Source organism: Parafilimonas sp. (genome assembly GCF_051953455.1).
Lineage (GTDB): Bacteria > Bacteroidota > Bacteroidia > Chitinophagales > Chitinophagaceae > Parafilimonas.
In genome coordinates this window covers 257,099-273,567 of the sequence record NZ_JBQCIT010000014.1, presented here as the reverse complement: position 1 = coordinate 273,567, position 16,469 = coordinate 257,099, and the positions used below count along the sequence as shown (strand labels likewise).

Below are 16,469 nucleotides of genomic sequence, written 5' to 3'. Positions count from 1 at the left end.
ATTCAATTGTCGTTGGGACAATCTGTAAGCTCCCCTTATTTTAGTGCCGGTTGCAATTAGAGTTTTCTAAATTAATCATCTTTTTGTTTTTCAAATACTTTATCCACGAAACAGCTCTCTACAATTGGTAAAGTATTTCCGTTCGCTGTTTGTGGATAAAGCTGCTGTACATGTTCTGTGCTTTTGTAATGCTGTTCGACAAACTTAACCGGAGACAGGTAACCTAATGATTTATGCGGTCTTTCAACATTATAATCTATTCTCCATTCTTCACTCATTGTTTTTACTTCTGTTAAGGAATAAAATAAATATGCATTCAACAGCTCACGCCTGATGCTTCCGTTCTTTCTTTCAATGTATGCATTTTGCATGGGTTTGCCTGGCTGTATGTATTGCAACGCAATATTGTTTTGTTCACACCATTGCTGCAACTTATGAGAGATAAATTCAGGCCCGTTATCTGTTCTGATATTTGCTGGTTTACCCCTTGCTGCCATCAGTTGATTCAAAACTCTTATTACCCGTAAAGTTGGCAGTGAAGTATCCACTTCAATGGCCAGTGATTCACGGTTAAAATCATCTATCACATTGAGTAAACGAAACCTTCTTCCATCTACAAGGCTATCACTCATGAAATCTATGCTCCATGTCTGGTTGGGTGCCGTTGCTGCCTGCAATGGTTGTTTTACTCTTTCAGGCAGGCGCTTCTTTGCCCTTCTCCTGATGTTTAACTTCATCTCTGTATATACACGGTAAATGCGCTTATGATTCCAGGTATATCCTTTATTCCATAAACGATAGCAACATTGCCAGTAACCTATTGCCGCATGTTTATCTGTAGTGTTGTGAGTTCCTGTTGAAGTTCGCTATCATCCTTTGGTTTTGCTTTATACTGAAAGGTGCTTCGGGAAATGCCTATCAGCTTACACGCCCTGCGGTTACTAAGCTGTTCATCCGCTACAAGATACTCTACAGCTTCCCGTTTCACTTCAGGCGTTATAACTTTTTTTCAATCAGGTTCCTTAGTGCACGGTTTTCTATGCTCATTTCTGCAAACATTTTCTTCAGCTCTGTATTCTCTTTTTCCAACTCCCGCATCTTTGCCACATCACTGGCTTCCATGCCTCCATACTTCGCTTTCCAGTTATAAAATGTCGCATCGCTGATACCTAATTCACGGCATATATCTTTTACTGCCATGCCGTTTTCCTGTTTCTTGATGGCTGCCACTATCTGGCCTTCTGTAAGCTTCCTTTTCATGATTTATAAATTTTTAAAGTTAACAATACATCCTTGTTAACTCTAAATGCACCGGCTGAATTTTGGGGAAGCTTACAAATCCACCATCACCTATAAAACTTTTTTCTTAAAACGATTTCCTTTTGTACCTTAGTCCTTTAAGGGTTTAGGGTTGAAAAAAAATCCCACCAGTCTTGGCGGGATTTTTTTATATGATATTGATTAATAAATCACTCCGTTATTTGGCTTAATTATATAAATAACATCATGTACTTTTTTTAGTTCCTCTCGTTTTTTTTGCAACATTTTTTTTAGAAGAATTATCAATTTGATTATGGATTAATTCCGAAGCTTGACGAGGATCAATATCAAAAATTGTTGCTACTTGATAGGCATCCTCAAATTGAAATTTTTTAGGATTTTTTAAAATTCTTAAAAAACGATTATAATTTATTCCCATTCGTTCATGAAGCTGTTTCTTTTTTATGTACAAGAAAATTTCATCGAATTGTTTAATATTTCCTGTGTCAATAAGATTTTTAATGGCTCTGCGTTGTTCATCTTGAATCATTCATTAAATAATCGAATTATTCTGATTTATAAACTATAGTATTCAAAATGATATATATAACTTACATTTTAAAAACTTTTAGTTAATAAAATGATGTTTTAATTAAAGTTTGTTATATTTGATAAAAGTTAGTACACTAAATTAGTGTTGACTTTATAATACATTTGCAAATTGTCACATTTTGGCAGATTTGCTACAAGTCTCGTATAGGAAGCCGCGAACTTTCAAAGATCCGAGATGATAGTCAAAGCCTGCTCCATATAAATATATGGGGTAGGTCTCTATCAGCTTACTGGGTCAAGGCTCTTCGCGGCGCCTCTATACGGTAAGACGGGGCCTATCCTATATATTTTTTTATGGGTTCTCCGTTTTACAACGACTTGCTTTCAATTAAAGCAAGATGCAAGAACTGCAAAACATACAATTCCATAACAATAGTGCACATAATGCTCAAGGTGCAAGCCTGTACCAAAAACTATTGGACAGCGGTTTCACCAAGCGAGAAATAGATAATGTTATCTACAAGTGCATCATGCATGAGATAGCCTGCAAAAAAGCTTATCAACAATTACCCATAACCGGTAAAATAAAATGGCATATACAAAATTATTCGTGGCAGGCAACCCGCTTTTGTAAACGGCTTACAGCCAAAGGCCTGGTGTTATTAAAAACCCAGTTTGCCAAAAAACCGCGCAACCCCATCTAAGTTTTATCATAGATGTGATTTAAGGATTAATAAAGCGTATAAGGCTTAAGGCGGAGGGTGGACAAGACCACGGGCTTTCTCTACGTTTCGCTTTAGCCTTATATTGAGCCGTCAGCTTTAGCAATGCATTGTACATGCTCTATGGTCTGTGGACTGTTGACAATTGACCTTTTATCACCTTCTCTTTCATTTAATCTCTAACCTCAACAATTACTTAACTGCAATGAAATTTAAACCATGCATTGCGGCCCTGCTAATGCTATGTGTTTATGGCAGGCTGCAAGGGCAAAACAACTTTACAATAACCGGCACTGTACTCGATGCCGAAACCCATGCCGCTATAGAGAGTGCTGAAATTATTGATAGCGCCCGCAACCACACATTACTAACCAATGCAAACGGCGGTTTTGTATTAGCAGGTTTAAGCAATGGTCAGTACATAAACGTCACCTGTACAGGCTATCTGTCAAAGCACGTTATTATAAACGGGCAGTCAAACCTGGTTGTACTGCTCACACCTTCCGTAAACCAGTTAGATGAAACTATTGTTATTGCTTATGGCAAAACCACCCGCCGCATGAATACCGGCGCTATAAGCCGGGTTACGGCAGCAACTTTAGATAAACAGCCGGTTTCAAACCCGTTGGCCGCATTGGCAGGCAGGGTGCCCGGTTTATTAATAGCGCAGCAGAGCGGTATTGCAGGTTCATCTTTTAATACAGCTATCAGGGGGCAATCTGCCCTTGATCTTTCCCTTTCCCGCAATGACCCGCTTTTTGTTATCGACGGTGTGCCTTTAGAATCAGGCAACCAGCCATCCAGCCAGCTTACATCAGCAGCCAACAATCCTGTGGCGATAAGCAGTGGCGGCATCAGCCCGCTTAACAGTATTAACCCTTCTGATATTGAGAGCATCGAAGTATTAAAAGATGCTGATGCCACCAGCATTTATGGAAGCAGGGGAGCCAATGGGGTAATACTGATTACTACTAAAAAAGGAAAGGTGGGGCATACTGAATTTTCTGCAAGTTATTACACGGGTTACAGCAGAATTACACACAGAATGCCCATGTCAAATACCAATCAATATGTTGCCATGCGCAGGGAAGCTTTTGCCAATGATGGGCTGGTACCAGGTTCTGACCCTTTTGATGCAGGTTATGCCCCGGACATAATGTTATGGGATACAACCCGCTACACCGATTTTGTTCACCTCCTGGAAGGCGGCACTTCAAGAACCAATAATGCAGACATTTCTGTAAGTGGTGGTAACCAACAAACCAGCTTTTTAATTGGTTTGCACTATCATAAAGAAACAACTGTTTTCAGCAACGACTTTGCGGATGCATTAGCATCCACGCATATCAACATTCACCATCAGAGCACAGATGGCCGTTTTCATTTGCAATTCTCAGGCATCTTCGGGTACGACCATAATAGCCTGCCTGTAACAGATTTTACACGTTATATTAACCTGCCACCCAATCTTAAGCTTTACAATACAGATGGCACACTTGCATGGCAGGACAGCGCTGTGGTGTATGCATATCTCGGCAATGGTGATATTACTAACCCATTGGCGTTGCTGCAGCAGCATTACTTGTCCATTAATGAAAACCTTGGCAGCAACCTGCAGATTGATTATATGTTATGGAAAGGGTTTAAGCTAAGTTTAAGTACGGGCTATAACAGGCTGGGCGTAAGAGAAAAAAGCCAGATACCTTCTGTGTCTATTGATCCGAATACCGGTGCATTGCCTTCAGCAGCATTTGCAAACAACTATACCGGAAGCTGGATAGCGGAGCCACAACTGAATTATACACTTCGCAAAAAAAGACATGAATTAAGCATACTATTAGGCAATACGCTGCAGGAAAAAACAACACAACAGAACACCGAATACGGAACTAATTACAGCAGCGATCTATTGCTGGGCTCAATCGCAGCCGCGGGGGATATTAGTGCAAATAACAATTATACTAATTACAGGTACACAGCCTTTTTTGGAAGATTGCATTACAGCTTTGCCGACAGGTATGTGATTAATCTTTCAGGAAGAAGGGATGGTTCAAGCCGGTTTGGGCCAGGCAGGCAATGGGCAAACTTTGGGGCGGCAGGGGCAGCATGGATATTTTCAGCAGAAAAGGGCATGAATAAAGCAATACCGTGGCTCAGCTTTGGTAAACTACGCGCCAGTTACGGCACCACAGGTAATGACCAGATAGGAGATTATAAATATTTAAACCTTTGGCGGAATACGTCAAGGCCCTACGATGGTGTATCCGGGCTTTATCCGGCTAATTTGTATAATCCAGCCTATAGCTGGGAAATAAATAAAAAATTAGAGGCGGCTATTGAGTTAGGTTTTTTGAAAGACCAGGTAATGCTTTCTGTTGATTATTACAACAACCGTTGCAGTAACCAGTTGGTTGGTTATTCCTTACCCGGACAAACAGGTTTTTTCAGCGTTGTAAAAAATTTTCCGGGGCTGGTGCAAAATAGCGGGTGGGAAATAGTACTAACAGCTAAACCGGTATGGAAAACCGTGCATTGGGAAAGCAACCTTACGTTAACCGTACCAAAGAATAAGCTTATAGCTTTTCCGGGTTTAGCGCAGTCCAGCTATGCTTATCAATATGCTATAGGAAAGCCATTAAGTGTTATAATGGGGTATAAATATTTAGGGGTTGACCCAACAACCGGCCTGTATAGTTTTGAAGATGTAAATAAAGACGGATGGATAAGCAGCGACGATTACCAGGTACTTGGACATACAGGCCCTGTTTATTATGCCGGGTGGGAAAACAATCTAACCTACAAACAATGGACATTCAGCATCTTTTTTGACGGCAGAAAACAAACAGGCGTAAACTATTTAAATGAACTATCGGCGTACCCGCCGGGCTGGATATACAACCAGCCGGCGTTGGTGAACACCAGGTGGCAACAGCCGGGCGACCATGCCCCGGTGCAGCGGTATACCACCGGCTATACTGATGCTTATACAGCCATCGGCAACCTTGCCTATTCCAATGGCAAATATGGCGATGCTTCTTTTATACGTTGCCGTAACATTACTTTGAATTATAACATTCCCAAACGATGGTTGCAATATTGCCATATCAGTAACAGCAGCCTGTATGTAGAAAGCCAAAACCTCTTTACTATAACAAAGTATAAAGGCAGCGACCCTGAAACACAAAACCTTTTTGTACTACCACCTTTACGCACATTGGTAATGGGCGTTCGCTTAACCTTTTAAATATTATTCTATGTTGACATATCGTTTATGGTTATTGTATTTATTATTACTGGTATCTGCCTGTACCAAGTTTGTTCAGGTAGATCCTCCGGACACTGCTGCAGAACAAACACGTGTATTTACCAATGATGCTGATGCTGTGGCCGCTGCAACGGGTGTGTATTATCAATTAGCCGCATACAACCTCACATTCTGCAATGGCGCAGCAACGTTTTATGGCGGGCTTTCTTCTGATGAGTTTATAAATACTGATGGCAATACAGATGAAACTTCTTTTGCTTCTAATAATTTGACTGCGGACAACAGTGTTTTAGAAAGTAGTTTTTGGGCAAGTGCATATAAAAATATTTACCACACCAATGCCGTGCTGGAAGGGCTTGAGTCGTCAAACACAATATCAACCCCTGTCAAAGAACAATTACGGGGCGAAATGCTCTTTACCCGTAGCCTGTTGTATTTCTATCTTGTAAATTTTTTTGGCGATGTGCCCCTGATATTATCTACCGATTATACTGCTTCAGGCGTTATGCCGCGTACGCTTTCAGATAGCATCTATTCTCAAATCACTTCCGATCTGCAGGAAGCTGTTGCACTCCTCAGAAATAAAACCGTAAAAGATAACCAAAGGCCATCTGCCGCAGCGGCGGCGGCTCTTTTAGCCCGTGTATATTTATACAGGCAACAATGGGCATCTGCTACAGAATCTGCTTCTTACGTAATAGACAGTTGTTATTTTTCACTGGAACCAGATGTATCCAACGTATTTCTAAACAGTTCTTCAGAAACTATTTTCCAGTTAAGCCGCTCAAATGCCAATACAGCAGAAGGGCAGGCTTTTATTCCCTATGCACCATTTGTGCCGCCTGCGTGCACGATCAGTGACAGCCTGTTGGCAGCCTTCGAACCTGGGGATAAAAGACGGGATAGTTGGTTGCAGGCATCTGTTGTTGATGGAACTACTTACCATTATCCCTATAAATATAAAGTATGGAGCAGCCCATCTGTTACGGAATATTATGTGGTTTTACGTTTGGCAGAACAATATCTCATCAGGGCCGAGGCAAGGTTAATGGCAGGAGACCTTAAGGGTAGTGCTGCTGACCTGAATGTAATAAGGCAAAGAGCCGGTCTTTCTGCAATTACAGATGATAGTAAAGATGCCTTACAAAAAGCTGTGCAACAGGAGCGGCGGATAGAGCTTTTTGCGGAATGGGGCCACCGATGGTTCGATCTGAAAAGATGGAACTTATGTGATGAGGTGCTTGGCCTGATAAAATCGCCGGGATGGCAATCTTCCGATACGCTGTATCCGATTCCTTTACAGGAAATGCAACTGAATCCTTTGTTAACTCAAAATGCCGGGTATTGAAATGAAAATGATTTTCTTAGTAGTTTCCTGCTGTCTTTCTTTAATGGTTTTCTCCCAATCGCACAGGCTATACCAGGGTGATAAACTGCCGGTTCTTAAACCACTGCATGCTCTGCAAACCATCGATGGCTACGTTGATTTGCAACAATACAGGGGAAAGTTAGTAATACTTGACTTTTGGAGTATCTATTGCGGAAGTTGCATTGCGGCTTTCCCGGAACTTGAAGCTATGCAAGAGAAATTAAAAGACAGTTTGCAAATAATCCTTGTTAACAGCGAAACCGATAGGGCAACGAAAACATTTTTACAAAGTAAAAAGCATCTAAGCCCTCCGCAGGTACCACTAATTACATCTGATACATTACTTCATCAACTATTTGCTGCTGAAGCTTACCCTGCACATGTATGGATAAGCCGGGAAGGAAAGATATTAGCCATCACAGATGGCTATAGCACCACGAAAGAAAATATCAGGTCTGCATTAAGCGGAAATATACCTGTCGGAATGAAAGCTCCTGTGAAGGCGGCCTATGGTACACTTTTACCTGACAGCCTGCTGCATAAATACATTTTTTTTAGTTGCTTAAAACATTATGACCCTACCATTGACATTGGCAACACCGACAAATTGCCTGTTGATAGCGGCAGGATGGTACGCATATCTGCGAATGGCGCATCTGTTGTTGAACTACTTCAAAAAGCATTTAGAAATGAGACTGATGGCACTGCAGATAAAAAGTATGGATTAGCCTTACAATTATCCGATAGCAATTTATTTGTACGTCCTGCTGATCCTGAAGCAGAATCGCTTTGGGAAAATCAAAATGCATGGGATTACGAATTGGTTTTACCCTTTTCTCTTCAAGACAGTGGCTATCATATCATGCAACGTGATATACTAAGCTTATTTCCAGTAAAAGCATTTATTGAACCACGGCCGGTAACGGCATTTGTATTGGAAAGGTTACCGGGCAGGCCAATGCCTATTTCGAAAGGTGGGGCGTCATTAAACACGCTGGATGGCAGCAGGTTGAAAGGCTATCCGGACAGTTTACGGTTTTTACGCAACAGGCCTTTCGCCGAACTGGTGGCGTGGGTCAAATTATGGTTGGAGGATGAATATCCATTTGAAGACAGTTCCGGGATTACAGCAAATATGGATGCAATTATCAGGGAAAATTCCGTAAATCCATTATGTCTTTCTAAACTTCAGGAGGATTTAGAACAAGCTGGGTTAATACTTAAGCAAGCAACTCGTATCGTGCCTGTCTTAGTTATAAAGGCAAGGGATGATTAATCATTCCTTGCCTTTAGTAGAGGTCTTTTAGTTAGGCTTTTTAATTTGATCCGTTCCTGTAGCAGATGATGGGAAACTGGATAACGCAGTTGTAAACCCTCTCAGGCAATCTTTGACACTACCTGATGGGCACGGTGAATTTACATTTTGCTTTTCATCCTGTATATAAAAAGCCGATGAATTAGGAATATATCCTCCGGTATGACTTGCGTCATAAGTTACCTTATACCAGTATAAGGATGCGGCATGTGCATGGTTTATTGCAGGTTGATTAACAGTAAAAGCACTGGCTATAACTGCAAATAAAATAGCGGTTATTCCTCCAATATACTTTTTCATAGTTTTATTTTTTAAATGATAGATACGCCTACGTCTTTTTTTACAGGATTTTCGGCTTCCAACCTGTTTATTGCGCAATAAAATAATTTATGTAACTGCTTTAGTTGATAGAGCATGATTTGAAATGTGCCGCCTATTATCCTTTTTAAAAAAAAAATATTGCATACACTGTAAGAGCAATAAAAAAACAATTAAAGAAAATATGCTGCTTCCATGATAGATATCCTATGAGTCCTCCACAAGAACAGGGAAGGGCTGTTTTAAATGTAATCATGCATATTAGATAAAGAGTAAATAAAATAAGCAATAGTAAAGATGCATATAGGCCATAGAGCCTGAAAATGGGAATAACAAGCGCCAGTGCAATCAAAATTTCTAGAATGGGAATTGCATAAGATAAAACAGGTTCAGCATAATGAATTAAATACATGTTGCCGAGCTGTACATGAAAATTTGCATGATCTGCCAGTTTACTTATACCTGCATACACAAACAAGAAAATAAGCAGAAAGCATATAATATCTATGATTATATTTTTTTTCAATTAAGGATTGTTTTTATAAGACTTAACAATAAAAATTTGTGACGATGCTTTTTCCTTAAATAGCAGATTTTTTCTTAACCTTTCAATATGCAAGCTATCCTAAATTATATATGAGTGTAGTACGAAGTTGTATGCAAGTGGAACTTATTTTATTCAGAGGGTTCATTGCCCCTGCTGTTAAATTTTCTTCTCCATTCAAGTGGGGGCATACCAAATTTTTTCCGGAAAGCTGCAGATAAATTATTTCCGTTTTTATAACCGGTATGCTGGGCAATTTGCTTTACAGAACGTTTGGTTTGTTCAACCTCTATTTTGGCTATTTCCAATATACGATTTAAAAAATAACCATATAGTCCGATCCCTATAACCTCTTTGAATCCATATTTCAGCTTTTTCTCGTTCATACCTACATGCCTTGCAATATGGTTTATGCTGTAGTGAGTAGGCAGATGTTTATCTATAAAAGCTTGTGCTGCATATATTCTTTCAAGCTCATCAACAGTAAACCTATGTTAACAGGCTTTGAGTGCGAGGTTGCCTCTAAAATGTGAATCAGCAGGTCTTTTATACTTTTAATGTGAAACTGGCGAACATTTTCAGAAAAAGGCGAATGGATTATTTTGTAAACACATTCTATAACCGAAGCTGATGGTTTAATATGCGGCATACACAGTAAGGCTGGTTTATATGCTGTGATGTTTGCTTTAAAGTCTTCAAACATCGGAAAATATATGAGTGTTTGCAGTATTGAAGACGAAGAATACAATGTTTCAAATAAAATATATTCTCCGGGGCAAAAATGAAGCTTATTTAAAGGTGTAGGCAAACAAATGACATTACATTGATTCTCACCCAATGGAACATTTCCCAAAAATTCAATTTCATAACTGAAATTTCCTTTTAAAATAATTCTTACCAGGATAAGTGGTGCTGAATAGGTTAGCAGGAAAGTTATTTCTTCCTTAATCATAAAAATATAATACAGCCAGGAATATTCCCCAAGGTCAACTAACTGTATCATAAATTTTCCAAAGGTTGCAACGGCACATAACACCTTGGTGTCGGGTATATAATACCCGGATAACCCTTCAGGTATTTCATTTGATATTGAAAAGGGCTCAATTCCTAATGCTTTAATTGTAAGATTCATTATTCTTTGCTTCTAATAGGAAGGCCTGTACTAGTGAATTTAGAAGAGGATTTTGAAATTTTAATAGATGAAAGCATGTTTGTCTAAAAATTTACCCAATTGGGTGATGATAGATATTTAAATCAAAATACAAATTGATCTTCGACCTTTGTAAAAACGTTCCAAATGAATAATAGATATATTCGAAATAACATTTACATTACGGAAAACCAACAAGAAGTTATCAGGGATTTTAAAGTATTAATAGCCGGTTGCGGTATCGGAAGTGTAATCGCGGAATGTATATTAAGACTTGGGTTTGAAAACATCACAATTATTGACGGGGATGAAGTAGAGGAATCAAATTTAAACAGGCAAAATTATCTGGAAGCTGATATAGGCAATAATAAAGCTATAGCTTTAAAACAAAGGCTTCTTTCTATTAATCCTGAAGCGAAAATAGAAGCGTTGCCATATTATATAACCGTAGAAAATCTTAAAGAGTTGAACATTGTTCACCAAGTGGCAATCAATGCGCTTGATTTTAGTACAGGTGTTCCCTTTTTATTTGATGAATTATGTTGTGAAAAAGGTATCCCTGTGATACATCCTTATAATTTAGGTTGGGCCGGCTTTGTAACGATTATAACAGAAGAAAGCAATAAGGTTAAATCGCTTGATAGTAATAAAAGTGTATTTGAACTTAATATCGGCGCATTTATAATTGATGCGCTCAAAAAACATAATTACCCGACCGCATGGTTTGAGAATTTTCTTAACAAGTATGAAAAAATAAGTGCAAATACACCACCATCACAACTGTCAATTGGCGTCAATATTTTAGCTGGTATGGTATCGCATATCATTTTTAATATAGCAACAGAAAAACCTTTTAAAGTTTTTCCTGAGTTTTATTACTTATCAATTCATGAGTAGCGGGTAGCCTATATTTTTTTATGAGTGACCATATAACCTATAGCTTCAGTTATATTGCTTACGCCTAATTTTTTGAAGAGTTTGCTTTTATGAAATTTTATTGTTGATTCGGCTAAATAAAGCTTTGTAGAAATGGCCTTGTTTGTTAGTCCTTGGGCAGAAAGTAAGGCTATTTCTTTTTCCCTGTTGGTAATTCGTACTATCTTTTCAGATACCCAGCTATTTTTTTCACCCTTATAAATATACCGTTTTGTTGAATCGCTATTCCTGATTTCGACAAGTTCGTAATTCTCATCCGCCGCAATAGAGATAACTCCTAATGCCAACCAAATGCTACCACAGTTGTCAAGCAGCATTGGTGTCATCTTCTGATTTACTAATACTTTTTTATTTGTATGCTCCAGGTGGAAGTTGTAGGATATAAAATGATTCAGTTTTTCGTTGGGTGAAAGGTTGTGAAAAAAATTGAAGCCTGCAGCATGTATATTGATTAACCGGTTTAGGTCGTATTCAGGAACATGCTTGATAAAATAATGAAATCCTTCATACTTAAGCAGCGCGGCCTTGTTGCCATTAAGGAATAGCGGGTTATCAGACAGGTATAAAAAATTGTTTTTATAATAATCGAATATATAAACGCTTTGATAATTCAATCTGGCAAAAGCCTCTGCAGTTTTGATATAAGGCTCTAATGAAAGATAATCTCTCTCTGTTTTTTCCGATTTCAGGGCGCTTATGCTTGAGAATGTGTAACTGGTTATTTTGGGTTGCATATAGTTTTATTAGACTACAAATATGCCTTAAACCCCTATACTTTAGTACAGGTTTTAGAAAAATCTGCATCATCTAAGTTAATGAAATTAAGCTTATTGGTTACTTTAAAAAAAACCAATACCGATGAGTTGGCAACCCAATAACTTTTATTTCTCAAGATTGAGAAAAGATGAATTAAAAGACCTTGTCTCATTTGTTGTGCTCGAGATTTACGAGCATTTTAATTACAAAGATTACACGCAGCAAAGTTTTGAAAACGAATTTGAATATTTATTAAAAGAAGACCTGGCATTTTTTGGTAATTCTGTATATTATGTTTTGCGTAACCACTTTGATCATAAGATATATGGTTCTATAAAAACGACCTATTGGGATAGGGCAGCAACTATTCCAATGGAAAAATTATTTGGTATCAATGTTCAGGATGTTTTAATTCCTGACTACCTAAATATATGGCATCTTGGAAGGTTCGTTATTTCAGGGAAGATTTGCGAGGAGAGGATAGGTATTTTAAAGAAGATGCTGTTCAACGCTTTTTACCCGATAAGTACAATGGGTGCAGGACTTGTACTTGCAGAGTGCGATAAAAAATTGACAATGACATTAAAAAAAATGGGTATTGATTCGTTTGTCCTGGGTGATTCTATTGAATATATATGCTCAGAAACTTTACCGATATATATAAAATCTGATTGGCTGAATCAGTATATTTCATCTAATTCACAGCGGTACCTTGACAAGGAAAACAGCCAGGATTTTCAGTTCTTTTTAAAGAAGATAAATAGTAATGTTGAAGTAAATACTGACGCGAACTTTTAGGAATTGGGCTTGTTTGGGATTTAAAAACGTACGCATTGCAATTACCTTAAATAGTTAAAGAGAGGGCTTAAACATAATTTCCAATCAGATTAAATGAGCGCCAGTTCCATTGCTGCAGCAATCGCCTCGGTAATATTTTTGACATTCAGCTTTCGAAAAATATTTTTTTTATGAAACTTTATGGTATCGGCAGACAAAAACAACCTGGAAGCAATTTGTTCCATGGTTAATCCTTGTGCAGACAGCATAAGAATATTTTTTTCCCTGTTATTCAAAGCAATCGTTTCCATTTCGTACCATTCATTTGTTTCTATATTAAACTCATACGATTTATTAAGCTCACTGTTTTTAAATTTTATATTCCCGGCTTTATTGTTTGATGAAATCGATACCAGGCATAAGGCTATCCAGGGATTACCATGCTGATCTAAAAGCAAAGGTTTTAATTTATGATTGATAAGCATTAAATCGCCTTTCGGTTGCTTTAGATGGAAGTCATAAGATATAAAATAATTAAACCGTTCTTCTTTTGGAAGTTGGTTAAAAAACGCAAAGCCTGCTTTATTTATCTGCAATAACATTTCCAGGTCTTTTTCTGGTATATTCCTCAAATAAAACATGTAGCCTTCTTTTAAGACCTGCTCGGGCTTTGTTCCACATAGAAATATGGGATTATCTGATACGTATATAAAACTTCTTTTAGAATAGTCAACTATATAAAGACTTTGATATGTCATTTGACTGAAGGCCTTAGCCAATTGAATAAGAAATTCAATCTTTTGTTGTGCATTCTCGTTAAGCTCGCCCTTTGTTTGAACTGGTTTGAAAAAGTCAGTTATTGATATACTCATTCATAACTAATTTTTGCCTTAAAGATTTAATATAAATATAGACTTCTTAGTGAAGAAAATAGTTCAGGCTTTTTAGCAGGGTTCTAAAATTTATTTAACAACCTTCTCTTAAATTTCTTTACCAAAGTTAACTACTTTATAAATCATTAAAACTACACAATTGGGTAGTTTTTGACAATTTCTATGTAAGATGATTTTATCTAGTTATTTTGCTGCCGGAACAGATAGCCATAAACATCCATAGTAATTATTTTTTAATGAAAGTATCGTAGGATTATACAGTTGATCTAGGTTGGTTTGGGATTTGCTGTTTGACCGGATACAACGACACTAAAAGTTGAGGCCTCTTATTTCTCCCTAAACCCTTTTGTATTTTTGTATAGGTTCTTCTTTCTTAACTAATTATTTGTAAAACAAGACTTAGCAATAGTTACTATAAGCTGTTTTCCTTTTAAAACGAAGCCATCCAGCCCATGCGGTGGCTTTTTATTTGCGATTAGTCCGCATCCGCTGTCTTGCTTCAAAGGTGTATGCAGACAGGCAGTTTCTTCCTTCATGATTGCTGCGTTCCGCTCATGCATCGCTTCACCTGCGGACAACATTCCATCTTTCATTTGCCTGCCACCATACCTGTCTTTTTGATTTTATTTTCTAAATAAGAAAAGCTCGTCTATCCCTTCCTGCGCGAAGATCCTGGCAGGCTGTGCTAAAAGCAAGGTCTGCGCCTTCATAAACTCCGGCTTGCCACAGGTTTTACTCAAAAAAGCGCCCCGCTTTGGAGCGGGACTTTTTTGCTTTCGCGGCATAAACCGCTCTCGCTTTTTATTCCACGGTCAAAAATTTTTTGGGTAAAAACCTTGCTTTTATCCCTTCCTGCCTTAGGGACGGGTTGCTACGAGAGAAAGGACGAGGCGCTAAGCCGGGTACAAGAACAAAAATTAAATCACATTAAAATCTTTCATCGTATGCAGCACGAACAACGTTCAAAACTGATGCGGCTTTCATGGCAGATACAACGCCGTAGGCATTACAACCGCTCAAAATCTTTAATAAGCGCATGGGCAATTTATCTAAACGAGGACATAACCGTGTATCATCTTGTACAGAAACACAGCGGCAACAGGGAGATCAATTATAACAAAGCCGCTTCGCTCACTTTATTCAATCAGTAATCAATTTTTATTCATCAATTAAATTTTAAGTTATGGAAACTTTAGTAGGGCGTGTAGTAAAAAACGCAGAAGTAAGAATAACAAAGAATGACAAACAGGTTGTTAATTTTTCTATTGCTGTTAATGACAGCTACAAAGCAAAGAACGACAGCGAAGCAAAAAAGGTAGTCAGGTATTTCAACTGCGCTTACTGGATTAACACCACCATTGCCGAACATTTAACCAAAGGCACACTCGTAGAGTTAAGCGGCCGCATCAATCTTGACACATGGGAAAACATGAAAGGCAAAACGATGGCTTCTTTATCAATGTATGTAAACAATATCAAACTGCATGGTAAAGGTGCCGGCAAAAAGCAGGCTGATGCAAATGAAAGCAATACCGCAACAGCCGCCGGTGAAACAGGCGACGACCTGCCATTTTAAAAGTTTATCAACCCAAACCCTTTAACCGCTAAACAGAAAGGATATGAAATATTTTAAAGATTGTACAACAATAGACGAAGTAACAGCGCAGTATAAAAAATTAGCAAAAGAACATCACCCCGATGCAGGCGGCGACACGGCCACCATGCAGGAGATAAACCGTGAGTATAGTTATGCCTGCGCACATATCGCAAAAGGCGAAGGCATGAGCGATGAAGAAGCCGACACAGCTATAAAATTCTCCGAAGAATATCGTAAAGTAATCGAACAAATCATACACCTGCCGGACATCATTATTGAAGCGGTAGGCCATTGGATATGGGTAACCGGCAGCACTTACCCGGTACGCAAAGAGCTAAAAGAAGCGGGGTTATTTTTTGCACCCAAAAAAGGCGCTTGGTATTACCGCAGTGAATTGTATAAAACACGCGGCGGCAGCAAAACACTTCCCGAAATCAAAGCCAAATATGGCAGCGAAACCATTAACCGCAAACAGGAAGCAAACATTTTGGAAGATTAAAACAAAACAAGATGAAAAAGATAAATAAAGAAGCTGCAGGAATTTTTTGCAGGCTGTTAAACCGGATGGGCGTAAAAGATTATATCAAATTTACAAGTGAAGGCTTTATGCCGTTGGTGATGGAACAAATCGGAACATTAATCAATACACCTTATGGCAAAGCGCAATTGTACAGCCTTGCGCATTACTATGAACAAAACGGCGATTTGATGCGCGACCCTGAAATGGTTTTTATCGTAGTGGATAACCGGAAAGATGAAAGAGATTATGACAGCATCGGCATTTATCCGCAGCTATTTCAGCAGGATAATTTAGGCGTTTATGAAGAAAGTGTTTGCATAGAAAACAATGCTGTAACTACTTACAAACCCGCATGGCAGGAAGCGCATACGGCATTTGCAAACCAGTGGCTGCGGAATATAAATCAACAAGGGTTTTTAAAATAACCTTTGGTGCGGGAGCACCGCCGCGATAAAAACAGGCGCATATTAAAACGAAAATCAGGAAAAAATAAAC

General features: G+C 38.5%; 17 protein-coding genes and 1 pseudogene. 10 read left to right on the top strand and 8 right to left on the bottom strand.

Annotated features, from left to right (window positions below):
- Positions 1-188: 188 nt before the first annotated feature.
- Positions 189-1,263 (bottom strand): annotated as a pseudogene (locus ACTHN6_RS05855) (IS3 family transposase); the annotation flags it as partial.
- Positions 1,264-1,504: 241 nt separating this feature from the next.
- Complete coding sequence (locus ACTHN6_RS05850) at positions 1,505-1,810, bottom strand: hypothetical protein (RefSeq protein ID WP_440434789.1); 306 nt, start codon at positions 1,808-1,810, stop codon at positions 1,505-1,507.
- Positions 1,811-2,210: 400 nt separating this feature from the next.
- Here ACTHN6_RS05850 and ACTHN6_RS05845 point away from each other — a divergent pair, with 400 nt between their 5' ends.
- The 4 genes from ACTHN6_RS05845 (at position 2,211) to ACTHN6_RS05830 (ending at position 8,444) form a co-directional block, all read left to right on the top strand.
- Positions 2,211-2,516 (top strand): hypothetical protein, encoded by a 306-nt coding sequence (locus ACTHN6_RS05845; protein WP_440434788.1) that lies wholly within the window; start codon positions 2,211-2,213, stop codon positions 2,514-2,516.
- 223 nt (positions 2,517-2,739) lie between these two features.
- Positions 2,740-5,778, top strand: coding sequence for a SusC/RagA family TonB-linked outer membrane protein (locus tag ACTHN6_RS05840; RefSeq protein WP_440434787.1), 3,039 nt, complete (start codon positions 2,740-2,742; stop codon positions 5,776-5,778).
- 10 nt (positions 5,779-5,788) lie between these two features.
- The gene (locus ACTHN6_RS05835; RefSeq protein WP_440434786.1) at positions 5,789-7,147 is read left to right on the top strand and encodes a RagB/SusD family nutrient uptake outer membrane protein; all 1,359 of its coding nucleotides are present in this window, start codon (positions 5,789-5,791) and stop codon (positions 7,145-7,147) included.
- A gap of 1 nt (position 7,148) precedes the next feature.
- A complete protein-coding gene (locus tag ACTHN6_RS05830; RefSeq protein ID WP_440434785.1) occupies positions 7,149-8,444 on the top strand; it encodes a TlpA family protein disulfide reductase in 1,296 nt (431 codons plus the stop codon).
- Positions 8,445-8,471: 27 nt separating this feature from the next.
- On the opposite strand, the gene ACTHN6_RS05825 is transcribed toward ACTHN6_RS05830, so the two are convergent.
- From ACTHN6_RS05825 to ACTHN6_RS05810, 4 genes are all read right to left on the bottom strand, one after another.
- Positions 8,472-8,783: a hypothetical protein gene (locus ACTHN6_RS05825; protein WP_440434784.1), complete on the bottom strand. Its 312-nt coding sequence runs from the start codon at positions 8,781-8,783 to the stop codon at positions 8,472-8,474.
- A 145-nt stretch (positions 8,784-8,928) separates the two neighbouring features.
- Positions 8,929-9,327 carry a MauE/DoxX family redox-associated membrane protein gene (locus ACTHN6_RS05820; RefSeq protein WP_440434783.1) on the bottom strand — a complete coding sequence of 133 codons (399 nt, stop codon included), beginning with the start codon at positions 9,325-9,327 and terminating at the stop codon, positions 8,929-8,931.
- Positions 9,328-9,476: 149 nt separating this feature from the next.
- On the bottom strand, positions 9,477-9,749 hold the full coding sequence (locus ACTHN6_RS05815) for a helix-turn-helix domain-containing protein (RefSeq protein ID WP_440434996.1): 273 nt from the start codon (positions 9,747-9,749) through the stop codon (positions 9,477-9,479).
- A gap of 35 nt (positions 9,750-9,784) precedes the next feature.
- Positions 9,785-10,477 carry a hypothetical protein gene (locus ACTHN6_RS05810; protein ID WP_440434782.1) on the bottom strand — a complete coding sequence of 231 codons (693 nt, stop codon included), beginning with the start codon at positions 10,475-10,477 and terminating at the stop codon, positions 9,785-9,787.
- Between the two features lie 165 nt (positions 10,478-10,642).
- Here ACTHN6_RS05810 and ACTHN6_RS05805 point away from each other — a divergent pair, with 165 nt between their 5' ends.
- Complete coding sequence (locus ACTHN6_RS05805) at positions 10,643-11,392, top strand: ThiF family adenylyltransferase (RefSeq protein WP_440434781.1); 750 nt, start codon at positions 10,643-10,645, stop codon at positions 11,390-11,392.
- An 8-nt stretch (positions 11,393-11,400) separates the two neighbouring features.
- Here the strand turns inward: ACTHN6_RS05805 and ACTHN6_RS05800 are convergent, their stop codons facing one another.
- Complete coding sequence (locus tag ACTHN6_RS05800) at positions 11,401-12,165, bottom strand: response regulator transcription factor (protein ID WP_440434780.1); 765 nt, start codon at positions 12,163-12,165, stop codon at positions 11,401-11,403.
- Between the two features lie 124 nt (positions 12,166-12,289).
- On the opposite strand from ACTHN6_RS05800, the gene ACTHN6_RS05795 reads away from it, so the two are divergent.
- A complete protein-coding gene (locus ACTHN6_RS05795) occupies positions 12,290-12,985 on the top strand; it encodes a hypothetical protein (protein ID WP_440434779.1) in 696 nt (231 codons plus the stop codon).
- A gap of 89 nt (positions 12,986-13,074) precedes the next feature.
- Here ACTHN6_RS05795 and ACTHN6_RS05790 read toward each other — a convergent pair whose 3' ends face one another.
- Positions 13,075-13,836 carry a response regulator transcription factor gene (locus tag ACTHN6_RS05790; RefSeq protein ID WP_440434778.1) on the bottom strand — a complete coding sequence of 254 codons (762 nt, stop codon included), beginning with the start codon at positions 13,834-13,836 and terminating at the stop codon, positions 13,075-13,077.
- Positions 13,837-14,801: 965 nt separating this feature from the next.
- Between ACTHN6_RS05790 and ACTHN6_RS05785 the strand changes: the two genes are divergently transcribed.
- The 4 genes from ACTHN6_RS05785 to ACTHN6_RS05770 are packed head-to-tail and all read left to right on the top strand — an operon-like array spanning position 14,802 to position 16,399.
- The gene (locus tag ACTHN6_RS05785; protein WP_440434777.1) at positions 14,802-15,008 is read left to right on the top strand and encodes a hypothetical protein; all 207 of its coding nucleotides are present in this window, start codon (positions 14,802-14,804) and stop codon (positions 15,006-15,008) included.
- 32 nt (positions 15,009-15,040) lie between these two features.
- Positions 15,041-15,433, top strand: a complete 393-nt coding sequence (locus ACTHN6_RS05780) for a single-stranded DNA-binding protein (RefSeq protein WP_440434776.1) — start codon at positions 15,041-15,043, stop codon at positions 15,431-15,433.
- A gap of 43 nt (positions 15,434-15,476) precedes the next feature.
- The gene (locus tag ACTHN6_RS05775; RefSeq protein ID WP_440434775.1) at positions 15,477-15,953 is read left to right on the top strand and encodes a hypothetical protein; all 477 of its coding nucleotides are present in this window, start codon (positions 15,477-15,479) and stop codon (positions 15,951-15,953) included.
- 11 nt (positions 15,954-15,964) lie between these two features.
- Positions 15,965-16,399 (top strand): DUF6908 domain-containing protein, encoded by a 435-nt coding sequence (locus ACTHN6_RS05770; protein ID WP_440434774.1) that lies wholly within the window; start codon positions 15,965-15,967, stop codon positions 16,397-16,399.
- Positions 16,400-16,469: the final 70 nt, after the last annotated feature.